At 53.3% G+C, this 15,878-nt stretch carries 10 protein-coding genes; 5 read left to right on the plus strand and 5 right to left on the minus strand.

Features of this window, described 5'->3' with window-relative positions; translation table 11 throughout:
- Positions 1–81 precede the first annotated feature (81 nt).
- The 5 genes from IAE55_RS28815 to IAE55_RS28835 all read right to left on the minus strand — a co-directional run bounded on the left by IAE55_RS28815 (position 82) and on the right by IAE55_RS28835 (position 10,764).
- Positions 82–1,758 (minus strand): DUF11 domain-containing protein, encoded by a 1,677-nt coding sequence (locus IAE55_RS28815; RefSeq protein ID WP_200634553.1) that lies wholly within the window; start codon positions 1,756–1,758, stop codon positions 82–84.
- Complete coding sequence (locus tag IAE55_RS28820; protein ID WP_234489947.1) at positions 1,755–8,066, minus strand: DUF7507 domain-containing protein; 6,312 nt, start codon at positions 8,064–8,066, stop codon at positions 1,755–1,757. Before IAE55_RS28820 ends, IAE55_RS28815 begins: the two co-directional genes overlap by 4 nt.
- A gap of 613 nt (positions 8,067–8,679) precedes the next feature.
- Positions 8,680–9,315, minus strand: coding sequence for a helix-turn-helix transcriptional regulator (locus IAE55_RS28825; protein WP_105442372.1), 636 nt, complete (start codon positions 9,313–9,315; stop codon positions 8,680–8,682).
- 116 nt (positions 9,316–9,431) lie between these two features.
- The gene (locus IAE55_RS28830; protein WP_076171713.1) at positions 9,432–9,671 is read right to left on the minus strand and encodes an indolepyruvate ferredoxin oxidoreductase subunit alpha; all 240 of its coding nucleotides are present in this window, start codon (positions 9,669–9,671) and stop codon (positions 9,432–9,434) included.
- Positions 9,672–9,693: 22 nt separating this feature from the next.
- Entirely contained in the window at positions 9,694–10,764 is a 1,071-nt protein-coding gene (locus IAE55_RS28835; RefSeq protein WP_200634554.1) for an Mrp/NBP35 family ATP-binding protein, read from the minus strand.
- 453 nt (positions 10,765–11,217) lie between these two features.
- Between IAE55_RS28835 and IAE55_RS28840 the strand changes: the two genes are divergently transcribed.
- The 5 genes from IAE55_RS28840 to mnmH all read left to right on the plus strand — a co-directional run bounded on the left by IAE55_RS28840 (position 11,218) and on the right by mnmH (position 15,742).
- A complete protein-coding gene (locus IAE55_RS28840) occupies positions 11,218–11,583 on the plus strand; it encodes a globin domain-containing protein (RefSeq protein WP_234489955.1) in 366 nt (121 codons plus the stop codon).
- A gap of 31 nt (positions 11,584–11,614) precedes the next feature.
- Entirely contained in the window at positions 11,615–12,157 is a 543-nt protein-coding gene (locus IAE55_RS28845; protein WP_089547757.1) for an NADPH-dependent FMN reductase, read from the plus strand.
- A gap of 179 nt (positions 12,158–12,336) precedes the next feature.
- Positions 12,337–13,362: a M15 family metallopeptidase gene (locus IAE55_RS28850; RefSeq protein ID WP_200634555.1), complete on the plus strand. Its 1,026-nt coding sequence runs from the start codon at positions 12,337–12,339 to the stop codon at positions 13,360–13,362.
- Positions 13,363–13,586: 224 nt separating this feature from the next.
- Complete coding sequence (selD, locus tag IAE55_RS28855) at positions 13,587–14,636, plus strand: selenide, water dikinase SelD (protein ID WP_442793360.1); 1,050 nt, start codon at positions 13,587–13,589, stop codon at positions 14,634–14,636.
- A gap of 11 nt (positions 14,637–14,647) precedes the next feature.
- Positions 14,648–15,742, plus strand: a complete 1,095-nt coding sequence (mnmH, locus tag IAE55_RS28860; protein ID WP_200634557.1) for a tRNA 2-selenouridine(34) synthase MnmH — start codon at positions 14,648–14,650, stop codon at positions 15,740–15,742.
- The last annotated feature ends 136 nt before the right edge of the window (positions 15,743–15,878 follow it).

Below are 15,878 nucleotides of genomic sequence, written 5' to 3' on the forward strand. Positions count from 1 at the left end.
TATGAACCATTCCTCGAAAAATGAACGAATGACAAAACAGCGAATGCGATCGATAGGATCGGCATTCGCTGTTTTTTGCTTTTATTCATCTTCTGTGTTGACGGTAATGCTGATCGTTTCGGATACCCATTCCCGTTCATAGACGAATCCGTCGACTTCCGCCAGGGTCCGGAACAGAAAATAGCCGTTTATTTCCTCAAGCTGTCCGTCCACCGGATCGGGAACCTTGGCTGTATACCTGAACGTCAGTGAACCGCCAGGGTCCACGGAGCCCAACAGGACATCATGGGGAGGATTAACCGCTTTGCCGTTTACGATCACGGTGCCTGCCTGTAAAAGAATGGGATCCTGCATCCAGCCGATGAGAACCACGGACGCTCCTAAGCTTCCACGGTTATACAGTTTGACGGTAATCAGCAGTTCATCCCCTGGCTCAAGTACGTAATGGGCGGCATGTGCCGTTGCGGTCAGGCTGGGGGCAAGCAGCTCCACCATGACCGTTTCGGGCGAGGTGCGCTGGCGGACGATCCGGCCGTCGGGCAGGTGGAAGGCGTAAGATACGGTTGCTTCGTTTGGTACGCGCAGCGGGGCTGCAGACGGTATAAACGGGTCAACGCTTGCTTCATAAGTGATGCTTACTTGCTGCCCCGGAGAAAGGGTCCCCAGGAAGAGCCCATCCATCAATGGTGATCCTTCCAAGTTTTGACCATTTAGCCGGACGCTGCCCGGAACGAGGGATAATTCCTGGGGAAACGCATCCTGCAGCGTTGCATCTACCGCTTGGCTGCTCGTATTTTGCACCGTACATTCGTAACCGATCATACAGCCGATGGTTGCCCGGTTTCTGTTTGACTTCTTGCTGAGACTGACGTCAGGGTCGATCACGTTCACTTGAAGCTCATTGGCCATGGCCTTATACTCCATCCCATCAATGTAATACTTCAAGCAGCTTTGGATGACCAAGGAATCGGTGTCCACCATCCCGACTCTTAAGCTGGCCCTGATACGGATGGAAGCGCCGGGAGCGATCGTCCCGATCGGAATTCCATTTTCGGGCTGCACGTCCGGGTACAGGACTTCATTGATGACGACACTGCCCTGTACAAATGTTAATCCCGGTGGGAGCGTAATAAAGATCACCGCTTTGGATAGCGGTACACTCCCTTGATTCGTCACCAGAAGTTCGTAGAACAGTATATCTCCGATAAACGTTTGGAAGGTGCTGACGTCGGCGATTAGCGATACGGAAGAAGGTAGCACGGACAGCGTCACCGGGTTGGAGGCGATGGAGCCGCGTACCGTTCTTCCCCCGAGAGATTGGAACGAGTACTCAGCACGTCCTTCATTGGTGATTTGCAGCGATGGGGGGATCGCCACCACGATCGCCTGAAACACAACATACACCGAAGCATCAGGCCCCAGCATGCCGAGATCGATACCTGAACCGGGTTGAGCCCCCGGGACGGGGGCGCCGTTCTTCAAGACACTATTCGGAATAAACGACAAACCGGCTGGCAGCGGATCGTACAAGATCAAGCCGGCTTCGCGATTGCCATCATTGCGTATTGAAAAGCTGTAGGTCACCATTTGATTCAGCGAAACGACGCTATTTTGGACAAACTTGCTGAACTTCAGCAATGGGCCGATCCATGGCGTATCGACGGTATTGGAGTAGGCTACCGACTCGGCTCCACCAACGCTAAAGCGGACCATGGTTTGATTTTTTAAAATAAAATCAGATGTCAGCCCGGACTTCATAGAGTCGTCACCTGTACCTGGAACGTCACGATTACGGTGTCTCCAGCCCCGATGATGCCGACTGTAATGCCTGTATTCGGATTGGCGGTCGGTCTAGGCGTTCCGGCGACCGTAACACTGCCTGGTACAAACGCCGAACCTGTCGGTACCGGGTCAACAAGCACAACGCTGTTGACGGCTTCGATTCCGTTATTTGTGACGGCAATAGAGTACGTAATGATGTCTCCGACGACCGCGTCAACGGACGGTGTGCTTTTGACGACGGAAACGTCAGGCGACGAAACCGGAATCGTCAGCACGTTGGATAGGGAAGTTCCGGTAACGACCACCCCGTCCGGACGCGTAAAGGAGAAGTTCACGGTTGCCTGGTTCACCAGCTGCTGCGGGTTTGGCAGAATATCCACCGTCACTTCCATGGTAACGGTCACATGGACGGTCTGGCCAGGATTGATCGTACCGACGGAGAATCCGGTTGACGGGTCCGCACCTGGCAGCGGCACGCCGTTTACCTGAATACTGTTAGGGACAAAGACAGCTCCGTTAGGAACAGGGTCGGTTAATATTCCTGTCGCCGCAATGTTGCCTGTATTCGTCAGCGTTACCGTGTAAACGATCGTATCTCCAACCGTGGCGTTCGTCGTATTGGCCGTTTTGTTGGCACTGATAATTGCCTGATAGACAGGGACGGACGTAACGTTGGAGAACGCGGTGCCGGTGAATGCGCCAGAGTTGAACGTTACGGACGATTGGTTGGTCAGGTTGCCGTCGTCAGGGATGGACAGGACGGTTACGTTAAACGTCACGGTTACTACAGCACCAGGGGCGATCGTACCCAGCTGAATGCCGGCCGCCGGATTGGCCGAGGGCTGGGCAGTTCCGTTAACCGTTACGCTGCCAGTTACAAACTGGCTCCCTGCGGCGATCATATCCGAGAAGACTGCATTGGTGACATTTTCAATTCCATTGTTGGTTACAGTGATGGTATAAGGAACCACTGTGCCCACCGAAGCTTCAACAGCACCGGAAGCTTTGACGACGGCGACGTTTGGCGCGGATACCGGAATCGACAGCGTATTGGAGGCAAAAGAACCATTGATGACCCGAGAGTCCGGGAGCGTGAAGGTAAAGGCTGCGGTTGCTTGGTTGGTCAGCTGCTGGGTTGGCGGTACCGCATCAATAACTGCCGAGAATGTGACGACCGCACCTGTCACGACAACCCCAAGGGGGATTCCTGAGGCCGGATCGGCTCCCGGCACCGGCTGGCCGTTGAGAATTACGCTGTTTGGCACAAAAGTCGTTCCGGCAGGAAGTGTGTCCGTTAAGGTGACAGCTGCGCCGAAATTGCCTGCATTGTTCATGCTAACGGTAAATACGACCGTATCACCGACGGTTGCATTGGTCGTGTTGGCGGTCTTTTGCGCGGTGAAGATCGGCTCAAATACCGGGGTAGTCACGGTATTGGAGAAGGTGACCCCGGAGAAGGTACCCGACGTAAAGCTGACCGAAGACGTATTTGCGAGCTGCGCAGGCGTTGGCAGCGAGGTCACCGTGATATTAAAAGACACGGTAATCGTGGTCCCCGTAGCAATCGTGCCGATGATGATGCCTGTGGCTGGATTGGCCGCAGGCCGGGGTGCACCGTCGACTGTGACGGAACCGGGCACTAAGGCGGCACCAGGCGGAATCGGGTCGGTAAACAGGACGCTGCTGACCGTTTCAATCCCGTTGTTCGTGATCGTCGTCGTGTAAGTCGCTGTATCGCCGACCGTCAGCGCGGTTGACGGCGTGCTTTTGACGACCGTAACGTTGGGAGCGGATACCGGGATGGTCAGTATATTGGATACGGCGGTCCGGGTAAAGGAACGGCCGTCCGGAAGAATAAAAGTGCCTGAGACGGTGCCTTGGTTTACAAGCTGCTGCGGGGATGGCAGCGAAGTGATATTAACCGAAAATACGGCTGTCACCGCCTGTCCCGGATTGACGACGCCGACAGGTATGCCCGTGCTGGGACTTGCCCCCGGAATGGGTGCCCCGTTAACCAGAACGCTGTTTGCGACGAAAATGGTCCCTGACGGAATGTTGTCCGTTAACGTGATCTGAGCAGGATAATTTCCCGTGTTTCCGATCGAGAACGTATACGTGACGGTATCGCCTACAGTGGCATTTGCGGTACTTGCCGTCTTGGACACAGTTGGCACGGCGTTGAATACCGGAGTGGTCACGCTGTTGGAGTTGGCAAGTCCCGAGAAACTCCCTGACGTAAACGTTACAGTTGCTTGATTGCTGATGATCCCGCTGACGGGAACGGAATTTACGGTGACGCTGAAATTTACCGTGACAGTGGCACCGGGATCTAGCGGTCCGAGCGAGATGCCTGCGGATGGATTCGCGGTCGGGGCAGGCGTGCCGTTAATCGTTACGCTGCCGGTCACAAATGATGCGCCCGCCGGAATACTGTCGGTAAACTGGACGTTGTTGACCGTTTCGATCCCTTGATTGGTGGCCGCCACAGAGTAGACGAGGGTATCCCCAACGGTCGTCGAAGTCGTGGCCGACGTTTTGACCACGCTCACGTTCGGCGCGGATACGGGAATCGTAACGGTGTTGGATAATGCGGAGCCAGTCAGCGTCCGGCCGTCAGGCGGCGTATACGTAAAATTGGCTGTCGCCTGGTTCGTGATGAATTGCGGGCTCGGCAGCGAGTTGATCACCACCACAAAAGTCACAACTGTGCTTGCTCCGGGCGCGAGAGTCCCTAGATCGATGCCGGCTCCCGGGGATGCACCCGGTATTGGAAAGCCGTTTACGATGACGCTGTTGGGAGTAAACGTAGTCGATGCCGGGATCGTATCTGTCAGCGTAACGGCTGCTCCGAGATTGCCGCTATTACTGACCGTTACCGTGTAAGTAACGGAATCACCGACGGTGGCATTGTTCGTATTGGCACTTTTGGTCACAGCGATTTGCGGTTGTATGACAGGCGTCGTCGTAATGTTCGAAGACGCGGTTCCTGAGAACGTGCCAGATGTAAAGCTTACGGTTGACTGGTTGTTGATTTGCGATGGAATCGGCATGGTTATCCTCACCTCAAAAGTTACGGTAGCCGCAGAACCAGGGGTCAGGGTACCGATTGAAATGCCCTCGGACGGAACTGCTGACGGGCGCGAGGTACCGTTAACAATTACGCTTTGAGGAATAAACGAAGCGTTTGAAGGAACGTTGTCGATCAGGTTGACGTTGTTGACATTGGACGTTCCGTTATTCGTGACCGTGCTTGAAAAAGTCAGGACATCTCCAACGACAACATTCGGCCTCGAGGCTGTTTTGACAACGCTAACGTTCGGAAGCGCTACTGGAATCGTTACCGTATTGGACGCTGCAGATCCCGTAACTTGCCTGCCGCCCGGTAATGTATAGGTATAGGATGCCGCCGCCTGATTCGTAAGCTGTCTCGACGCGGGCAGGGAAGTAATCGTAACAACAAAGCTGACCGTTACCGCAGTGCTTGCCGCGAGAGAACCCAGAGGAATTCCGGTCACGGGACTAACGCCTGGAACGGGATTGCCGTTAATGAGCACGCTGTTTTCAATAAATACGGAGCCAGGCGGAATGTTATCGGTCAGCGTGACGGCAGCAGCCGTGTTGCCGGTATTACTTACTTGAAACTGGTAGGAAAACGTGTCACCGACCGTGGCGTTTAGCGTACTGGCCGATTTCACGATGTTGATGACCGCCAAGAAGACGGGGATAACCAGCGTGTTGGACAGGGAGGTACCGCCAAAGGTGCCGGACGTAAAAGCGACGCTGGCCCGGTTACTCAGCTGCCCTGTACCTGTCAGGGAATTGACGCGGACTTGGAACGTTACGACGGCAGAGGCCCCTGCACCCAAAGATCCGACGGATACGCCGTTTGCGGGATTTCCGCCGGGAACCGGGGTTCCGCCTACCGTCACGCTCCCGCTGATCAACGATGTCCCCTCGGGTATCGGGTCCGATACGATGACATTGCTCACAGGCCCGATCCCGTTATTGGTCGCTGTAATGGTGTAGGTTATAACGTCCGATACGGTCGCCGCCGACGTGTTGGCGCTCTTGACCACTGTCACGTTTGGCGCCGAGGCCGGAATCGTCAGCGTGTTGGAGGTTGCCGATCCCAACAGGCTGCGCCCGCTTGGCAGCTGGTAGTTATAACTGGCTGCTGCCGTATTGGCCAGCGACGGCGGAGAAGGGAGCGAGTTCAGCACGACCTGGAAAGTGACGGTAACGGAGCCCCCTGCTCCCACAGTCCCTGCGCTTATGCCTCCGGTTGGAGTGGCCCCGGGCACTGTTGCTCCTCCAACCGTAACCGAGTTCGCTACGAAGCTGGTTCCTGCAGGAATGTTATCGGTCAGTGTAACCTGGGCTGCCCGGTTCCCGCTGTTCCGGACCAAAAGCGTGTACTTAATCGTGTCGCCAACCGTGGCGCTTGAGGTTGAGGCGCTTTTGGCAATGGTGATGACCGGCTGATAGACGGGGGTCGTAATCATGTTCGACACCGACGTCCCTTGAAAGGCACCTGAGCTGTACGCTACGGTCGACTGGTTTGACAAGGCCCCGGATGCGGGGACGGATTGAACGGCAATCTGAAAAGTTACCGTAACGGAGCTTCCTGCTGCCAGAATTCCCAGGGATACGCCGCTGGCGGGATTAGCTGATGTCACCGCTGTGCCGCCGACGGTTACACTACCGGGTACGAAGGCGGCACCGGAAGGGATGGCATCGGTGAATACGGCATTCGTCACGGCTTCTGTACCGTTATTGGCTACTGCAGACGTATAGGTCAGCGTCTCTCCTACAGCAATATCCGAGAAGTTAGCGCTCTTCGTAACCGTAATATTCGGCAGGGTTACCGGAAGCGTGAGCGTGTTCGACGATGCAGAACCCGATATCGTTCTTCCCGCTGAAGGCGTGAACGTATATGCAGCAACGGCCTGGTCGACAAACTGCGGTGGAGAGGGCAGAGAGTTCACCTGTACCCGAAACGTTACCGTCGCAGATGATCCCGCTCCAATACTGCCAATCGCGACCCCAGCCGCCGGATTCGCCCCTGCAATGACGGTTCCGTTAACCGTGAACGTGCCGGTAACGAAAGAACTGCCTGTCGGGATGTTGTCGGTGAGCGTGACATTTGCGGCGATATTTCCGGAATTGGCCACCAAAATGGTGTATGTAACGGTGGAGCCTACCGTCGCATTGGTCCGGTTGGAACTTTTAGTCAGCGTAAGGGCCGGCGACACGACGGTAACAGTGACCGCATTCGATGGGATTACGCCGGTAATCGTCGGCCCGCCGGCAACGCTTTGGAAGGAGAAGGAGGCGTTCGCTGTGTTGACTAACTGGTTGGAGGATGGTTGTGCCGTTACCGTTGCCCGATAAGTGACCGTTGCTGTAGTGCCAAAGTTTAACGTCCCTAGCGGTGCTCCTGCAACAATATCGTAGGTCGGGCGGGGTATACCCCCAACCGTTACACTGCCGCTGACGAAGCTCAATCCCGCCGGCAGTGCATCAGAAAGGACAACGCTGTTGGCATTGGCGGTACCTGTATTGCTTACCGTCACCGTATACGTGATGACATCGCCGACAACGGCAGTCGTCGTGCTGGAGCTCTTGGCTACGGTGATGACCGGCGCGTTGATGTCCACTTGAATCGCATTCGCGTTTACCGCATAAGCATCTCCTGAAGTCGTGAGAATCAGTACTGCTGAAGACTGGTTGTTGACAAGCCGGGAGGAGACGTCGACATTCGTGATATCCCAGCCCTGACGGCCCCCAATGATGTTGCTTCCGGGCGCTCCGTTGGTCTGATTGCGGGTACCGAACGTCCCGGTCGTATTCAATTGGCCGGCATCGTTGTTAATCTGGGATGCGAAAAAGTTGTTGGCAAAGTTGTTAGGGCCCGACAAGGCGGAAGCCGTGTTAGATGTCGGGCCGAACAATGCCTGGTCACCGGTCCGGTTGGCATCGCCTTCCTGGGCGCTGAACAGCGCTCTGCCCCCCAGCGCGCCCGAAACCGGGGTAGCAAACCCCGTCAGGGTCGTCGTAACCGGGTCGGAGTTGGCTTGAACCAGGACGGCGCCCGCACGGATCGACATGTTCCGGAAGGGAAGGGAGGGATTCTGGTAAATGACACCCAGCGTCCATCCGGAATGATTTCCTGTAGGATCGTTAGCGATGACGATGGTTCCCACAACGCCGCCGGTCGTATAAGTACCTGCACCTCCTTGCTGAACCAGCGATGTAACATTCGCGGACCGGACGTACGCCGTCATTCCGTTTCCGAAATCTATGGAATTGGCGGTTGCCGGATCGGGAGTAACGCTGTTCGTGCCTGCCGGCGTAATAAACGTAACGGGATTGTTAATTGAGCTGCTGAGATTAACGCTGCCTGAAATAATGTAAGATCCGCCCCAGATCAGTTCGGCATATAAAACCGTACTTCCGGTGGGAAGGGATAATACAGCCGAAGAGCTGTTGCTCTGAAAAGCGTTCGTCGTTCCTGCCGGATAGCTTCCAAAAACCGAGCTGGTGTTGGTCGTCGCAAACGCGCCAATACTGTCGAGCGTTCCCGGAACGCCCGTCGTGTCCGATCGGCTGAGTCCGAGGGTATTCCCGGTAAACGTGACCGCTCCCGTAGCATTGAAAGTTGCTCTAACGATTAGAGGAATATGATCACCCCCTTTGTGTCAAATCCGGAAGAGACGAAAGAAAGGACCTGAACAACAGAATGGCACAATTCAAGGTATGAAGAATGAACCGGGGGTATGTGAAATTGCGGGGCTGAAATAAAAAACTTATCATTCCGATCGCACAAAAAAGATCCGCAAGCTTATCCACACACAGCGATCTCATCCAAAATGAGAGGTTTGTGGCAGACCTTGCGGATCATCGGTGGGCTTTGCGGATTTTATAGACACATTTTCGGTCGCCCATGGCGAGACACTCGTCGCGGGATACCTCGGCCCCGAGCAGCGATTCGAACAGCTTCAGCTCGCAGGCGCATGCATGATTGTATTTTTTCGCAATTTGCGATATCGGACAATTATGCTCGAATAAGGTATATTCATCTTCATTGTTTTTTTGAAGCTCAACCATATAGCCGTTTTCGTTTTGAATTTCGGCCAGCTGTTCGACCTTTTCGGCAAAGTCCTTGCCTTCCATTTTACCGGCATGGTTTTTCAGCAGCGATTCTCCCCGACGGTCAAAGAGGTGGTTCACCATTTCCGTCCCTGCATCCTGCTCGAGTTCCCCGAGAAGATCCAGCGTAAGCGAATGATACTTGTTGGGAAAAAAATCTTCGGCCTGCTCTGTCAGACGATAGATCGCGGAAGGCCTTCCCATCGGCTGCCGAATCGTCTTGGATTCGATCAAGCCTTCTTTTTCTAGCGTGTTGATATGGCGTCTGACCGCCATGCTGGTGATACCAATAAACTCCGTAATTTCCTTTGCACTGAGTTCGCCTTTGGTTTTCAGCATCTGCAGTATTTTGTCCCTGGTTGAAATATCCAGCTGTTGATTCATGTTAACACCGCCTATTCACTGATCCGGGCCATACATTTCTTGGTAAAAATGAATTCAAAGTATAAACAGCCTGTCGATTTGGAAATCAACAGGCTGAACCAATCGCAAATCGTCAATTATTTGGATTTGTAGAAGTTTTCCGCTTTTTGGATCATATGTTTTTCTTCTTCCGGAAGATCGGTATCATAGTATACCGCACCTACCGGGCAGGCAACTTCGCAAGCACCGCATTCGATGCAAATATCCGAGTCAATAAAATATTGATCCGGACCTTCCTCGATACAATCGACAGGACATACATCCACGCAATCAGCCGCTTTTTCGTCTATGCAGGCTGAAGTAATTACATAAGACATTTGTTTCACCCTTTCAAATTAATTAAATATCATGGTTAATAATTCTCTGAGCCAAATTCATAAAAATACGCCATTGCTCGCTGTCATCCCCAAATACGGCCGGGGACTTATCCGGGTCCGCCGACTGGCCGGGCGCAGAAAGCGGGATCTCGGCCAGCAGCTTGGTGTTGAGCTGCTCCGCGAGAGCAGCTCCGCCGCCTGTGCCGAACAGATCATGCCGCTGACCGGAGGGGTCGGTAAAATAAGACATGTTCTCGATGACTCCGAGGATTGGATGGTTGGTCTGAATCGCCATCTCACCGGCCCTGGCAGCAACATGATTGGCAGTAGGGTGAGGCGTGGTCACCAAAATTTCCGAGCACTGCGGAATTTTATTGTGAACATCCAAGGCAATATCACCTGTACCCGGAGGAAGGTCCAACACGATGAAATCGAGCGGACCCCATTCCACTTCATTCAGGAACGTGCCGAGCATCTTGCCCAGCATCGGGCCGCGCCAGACGACGGGCTTGTTGCCTTGTACGAAAAATCCGGTCGAAATAACCTTGATTCCGTGCCGTTCTACCGGTACGATTCGGTTATTATGCTTCTTCGGAAGATCATGAATTCCCATCATTTCCGGAATACTGTAACCATAGACATCCGCGTCGATGATTCCTACGCGTTTCCCCTGCTTGGCCAGTGCCGTAGCCAGGTTGACGGTTACCGTAGATTTGCCGACACCGCCTTTGCCGCTGGCGATCGCGATGAACGTCACGCCAGAATCGGCGGCGACGAGCGGGGAATTCATCAGCGTTGGTGCACGGCGTACCGATTTATTCAGCTTAATTGCTATAATATCATTTTTTTCTTCATTTGAAATGGCTTTAAACCGGATATGCACGTCCGCGATGCCGATTCCCTTCAAGGCGCTGACAATCTGTTCCCCGATGCTTTCTTTGCTTGCGGACATGACGGGATCCAGAAGCACCGATAGAGCGGCATGATCCTTATTGATTGTAATATCCCGGATCAAGCCGAGCTCAGCAAGGGGGCGCTCATGCTCATGGTCTTTCAAATGGGTCAGGGCAGCGACCAGGTCTTCTTTGGTCATGGTTGATCACCTTCATTCTCTATCTATGATAGATTGAACTGGTGCATGAAACGTCGTTTCTTCAGTCCATTCTATCCCTATTACAGTATGGCTCAAAACAGCAGTACAGACCTTCTGTAGATAAAACCGGCGATTTCGAGCCCTTTTACGGATCTGTTCCCGTCGTGTTTTCCCATTACAGAACAGGTATGTACTATTATCAGAGTAATTGTAGTTCACACGGGTAATATAGTCAACATATATGTATATAAAGTAAAGAATATTTACGGAACAAGTATTGACAAAGGGAACGCTCAATTATAATAATTAGTATACGTTTATGTTTACTAATTAGGGGCTCACACCCGTGAAGGGAGGTTCAATTCCCCATTGGACTCGAATATGAATCAGGATCCCGGACAACCGGCGGATCAGGGGAATCGGGAAGCGCGCCCGACGTCTTTTTATGAGCAAATGGGCGGCGCAGACACGATGAAGGCGCTGGTGGAAGCCTTTTATCCCAAAGTGGTGGAGCACCCGCTGCTTGCTCCGCTGTTTCCGGAGAATATATTGCCTGTCATGAAGAAGCAGGAAATGTTTTTGACCCAGTATTTCGGAGGTCCTCAGTTATACACGATGCAGATGGGCCATCCCCGCATGCGGGCTAGGCATCTTCCGTTTGCCATCACGCCAAAGCGCGCGGAAGCCTGGATCGGATGCATGCAGCAGGCTATGGAAGAGGTTATTGAGGATGAAATGCTGCGCCAGCAAATGATGGAGCGGCTTGCGATGACCGCATTCTTTTTCGTCAATACGGATGAAGGCGAAGTCGAATATTAAGGAAACTACAAACAGAAAAGGAGTTAACATCATGAAGCTGGTTGGAATATCTGGCGCGATCATCGGCAGCAAGACGGCTCTTGTGGTGAACAAAGTGCTGGAAGAGGTCAAGAAGCAGTATCCCGATGTGGAGACGGAGCTGCTCGATATGAAAGATTATGATGTACAGTTCTGTGACGGACGCGATCCATCGGCATATACTGGCGACACGAAAAAAGTGATCGATGCGGTCATTTCCAGCGATTTTTGCTTGATCGGAACACCGATCTACCAGGCGTCGATGTCCGGCGTGCTGAAAAACCTGTTCGACCTGATTCCGGTCACGGCGCTGCAGCAAAAGGTCGTAGGATTCGTCGCCACAGGCGGAACGTACCAGCATTATCTGGTGATTGAGAACCAGCTGAAGCCGATCGCGGGATTTTTCCGTTCTTATGTGGCGCCAGGCTATGTCTACGTCCATGATGATCATTTTAACGAATATAAAGAGATTACGGATCCGAACGTGTTGGAGCGGATTGAGCGGCTGGCCCACGAGCTTGTCTTTATGCAAAAACGGCTGAAAGGTTCGGAATAAGACCTGTCCCCAAAGAAGCGTACATATTTTAGCGTTGGATGAGTCCTGATCGAAAAGATCGGGGCTTTTTTTGTCGTATCTTCCTCCAATATGTCGTATAATAGATCCGGGTATGATAGATTTATAGATTGATAGAAAGCCGTGGTCTTGAATCACGCGGTATTATTTGAGGTGAACACATGCGAAAATGGGCAACATTGATCGTCGCGGTTATCATTGTTGGCGGCGCGCTGATCTATTTTGCGAACAGCAGAGGAACGGCCAAGGATGAGGCGACCGTACAGAATCCTCCGGCTCTCGCCCAATCGGGCGGCGGAGACCAAAGCGATAATGGCGGTACAGTAGATCCGGAAGGCACCAGCGGAGACGGAGATACTGCATCGGATAACGGCAGCACATCGGATACGGAAGGAACGAGCGGTACCGGTAGCGATGCCACGGGAGGCGCCGGTGACGGCACGACCGGTCAGAATGCCGGACAAACGGATGATGGCAAGGATTCCGCTGCAACCGGCGGCAATTCAGGCCAGGATGCAGGGAATGGATCGGACGAACCCGCTGGCCGAACATCGGACAACAGTGAATTTGTCAATACGTACGACGTTGAGCATGTCGTATCCAATCCGACAAGCGATACGGTACTCGTCAATAAAACGTATCGTTTGCCGGAAGGTTACGTTCCGCCGGACCTCGTCTATCCTGACGTAGCATTCACGTTTTCGGAAAAAATAGATAAGCGCAAAATGCGCAAAGTGGCTGCAGACGCTCTGAAAGAGCTGTTTGACGCTGCCAAGCAGGACGGCGTGTACTTAGCCGGTGTATCGGGCTACCGTTCCGAATCCCGTCAGACGACGCTGTATAATAACTATGTGGATCGGGACGGCGTCAAAGCGGCGGATACCTACAGCGCTCGTCCGGGCCACAGCGAGCATCAAACCGGTCTGACCATTGACGTGTCGGGAACCGACGGCAAATGCGCCGCGGAGAGCTGCTTTGCCGGCACGAAGGAAGCGAAATGGCTTGCTGACCATGCTTACGAATATGGCTTTATAATCCGTTATCCGGAAGGAAAAGAATCGATTACCGGCTACAAATACGAGCCATGGCATATTCGCTACGTCGGCAAAGACATTGCCGAAGACGTGACGAAGAAGGATATCACGCTCGAGCAGTATTTTGGAAGCGCGGTTCCGGTATCCAAATAAAGCAGGCTGCAATAAACAGCAGAAAGTTATGAAGGAAGCCCAGTTTATGCTTCTGATCATGACATTCTGCTGTTCTTTGTTGGGTTTGTCCAAATGGAAGCTGTATCGCACCAGGGCAAGGCTCATTTGCGTTTTTTTTCAGCGATGTGTACGATGGAATTTGCGGGTTTAACAAAATATCAGGCTGATGCCAATGATGAATATAGAAGGGTTGTGTCATGATTATGGATTCCGATTTGAATATTAAATTAACATCTTATTCCAGTAAGGGCGGATGCGGCTGCAAAATCGGCCCTGCCGATCTTAGCCAAGTACTTCGCGGCCTGCCGCCGGCAGCGCATGATCCGAATCTGCTGGTCGGGCTCGATACGAGCGATGACGCTGGCGTATACAAGCTGAATGACGATTTGGCGCTTGTACAGACGCTTGATTTCTTCACGCCGATCGTGGACGATCCGTATTCTTTTGGTCAAATCGCCGCGGCGAATGCGTTAAGCGATATTTATGCGATGGGCGGAAAACCGCTGACGGTGCTCAATATCGTCGCCTTCCCGATATCCACGCTGGATAAACGCGTGCTGACCGAAATTCTCCGTGGAGCGGGGGATAAAGTCAAGGAAGCGGGCGCCACGCTCGTTGGCGGACATTCGATTGACGACAAAGAGCCGAAATTCGGTTTATCGGTCACCGGACTGGTGCATCCTGATAAAGTAAGAAGCAACGCGGGAGCTCGGCCCGGAGACAAGCTCATCCTGACCAAGCCGATCGGCGTGGGCATCATGACTACTTCGATCAAGAAAGATCAGCTCACCCCGGAAGAAATCCGGCGGGTGACGGAAGTCATGTCGACGCTGAACAAGAAAGCGGCAGAAATTATGGAAGGCTATGAAGTCCATGCCTGCACCGATGTCACCGGGTTCGGCTTAATGGGCCACTCGCTTGAGATGGCCAAAGGCAGTGGGGTGGAAATCAGGATTCGCAAGCGGGATGTTCCCGTCCTGCCGCGGGTTCGTGAGCTTGCGGAGCAGGGACTGGTTCCAGGTGGATCCAAAAATAACTATGCGCATGTGCAGGACCATGTGATTTTCCCGGAAGAGATGGACGAGACAGACCGGTACATTTTGTGCGACGCGGTTACCTCCGGCGGCTTGCTCATTTCCGTAGGGCCGGATGAAGCGGAGCGTCTGCTTCAGGAGCTGGTGGATGCCGGCGTGGAAGCGAAACTTATAGGTGAGGTTACCGCACAACATAGCGGGCAAATTGTGATTGAGTAAGGAGCTGTATCATGTTTCAGGATATACAGATCGAGAAGCTTAATGAACTGAGAGCGAAAAATGAAATCACCGTCATCGATGTCCGGTCCCCGTCCGAGTATGCGGAATCAACGATTCCGGGAAGCATCAACATCCCTTTCTTCAATGATGAAGAGCGGGCGGAGATCGGCACGCTGTACAAGCAGGTGAGCACCCAGGCTGCGAAGGAGCGGGGCCTCGAGATTGTGTCCGCGAAGCTGCCTTCCTTCGTAAAGCAATTTGCTGAAATTCAAGGGAATAAGGCGGTATTCTGCTGGCGCGGCGGCATGCGGAGCCGTACGACGGCGACGGTGCTGTCCCTGATGGGCATTCATGTGCACCGGCTTGAGGGCGGCTACCGGACTTACCGCAAATGGGTGGTCGACACGCTTCAGAGCATGGACTTTGCTCCGGACGTGTACGTGATCCATGGCAACACCGGAACGGGGAAAACCTTGATTCTCCGGGAACTGCAGGAGAAGGGCTACCCGGTCGTTGATCTTGAAGGGATGGCGGGGCACCGCGGTTCCATTTTCGGCGAGATTGGCCTGAAGAGCAGCAATCAAAAGACCTTCGATGCCCTGCTTGTGGAGTCCCTGATCCGATATCAGGATTCTCCGTACATTCTGCTTGAGGCGGAGAGCAAACGGATCGGAAAGGTGGTCCTGCCTGAATTTCTGGTCCAGAAGAAAGAGCTGGGGCGGCATATCGTGCTCGAAGCTCCGGTTGAGCTGCGGGTGAAGCACATTTTGGACGATTACCTCCCGTGGGAGTATCCTGCGGAAAGCCTGCTTGCTTTCTCAAAGATCAAGTCGCGGATCCATACGCCGATCGCCCAGGAAATCGAATTCAGCATGCAGCAGGGAAATTATGGGGCAGCCGTGAGACTGCTGCTGGAATACTATTACGATCCGAGATATGCGCATACCACCGAGGCTTACGGCGAAGCTTTCCATCAGGAACCGGTACTTGCCATCGGGTCGGTTGAGCAGGCGGTACAGCTGGTCGAGGAACGGATTCAGAGAGACCAGGAGCATGTCCAGGCAGCGGCGGAAGATGTACAAGAGAAAAAGCATCAATCCGTATAAAATTTAGGAATGGGAAGGGCCAGGGACTGGTTCACCCGTATAATGCAAAAGAAGGAATGCGCTGATGAGCGCATTCCTTCTTTGTTTAAGAGATCAGAAAGTATAGGATTCGGAGCCTCCGCTTCCGGATCTCGCA

The organism is Paenibacillus sp. S28 (genome assembly GCF_016624415.1).
Taxonomy (GTDB): Bacteria; Bacillota; Bacilli; order Paenibacillales; family Paenibacillaceae; genus Paenibacillus_AQ; species Paenibacillus_AQ favisporus.

Bases quoted from the DNA above. Each gene is read 5' to 3' on its own strand.
- IAE55_RS28835 (WP_200634554.1), bottom strand. From the start codon at position 10,764: ATGACCAAAGAAGACCTGGTCGCTGCCCTGACCCATTTGAAAGACCAT.
- IAE55_RS28840 (WP_234489955.1), top strand. From the start codon at position 11,218: ATGGGCGGCGCAGACACGATGAAGGCGCTGGTGGAAGCCTTTTATCCC.
- IAE55_RS28820 (WP_234489947.1), bottom strand. From the start codon at position 8,066: ATGACGGCGTACGTCCGGTCCGCGAATGTTACATCGCTGGTTCAGCAA.
- mnmH (WP_200634557.1), top strand. From the start codon at position 14,648: ATGTTTCAGGATATACAGATCGAGAAGCTTAATGAACTGAGAGCGAAA.
- IAE55_RS28815 (WP_200634553.1), bottom strand. From the start codon at position 1,758: ATGAAGTCCGGGCTGACATCTGATTTTATTTTAAAAAATCAAACCATG.
- selD (WP_442793360.1), top strand. From the start codon at position 13,587: ATGGATTCCGATTTGAATATTAAATTAACATCTTATTCCAGTAAGGGC.
- IAE55_RS28845 (WP_089547757.1), top strand. From the start codon at position 11,615: ATGAAGCTGGTTGGAATATCTGGCGCGATCATCGGCAGCAAGACGGCT.
- IAE55_RS28850 (WP_200634555.1), top strand. From the start codon at position 12,337: ATGCGAAAATGGGCAACATTGATCGTCGCGGTTATCATTGTTGGCGGC.
- IAE55_RS28830 (WP_076171713.1), bottom strand. From the start codon at position 9,671: ATGTCTTATGTAATTACTTCAGCCTGCATAGACGAAAAAGCGGCTGAT.
- IAE55_RS28825 (WP_105442372.1), bottom strand. From the start codon at position 9,315: ATGAATCAACAGCTGGATATTTCAACCAGGGACAAAATACTGCAGATG.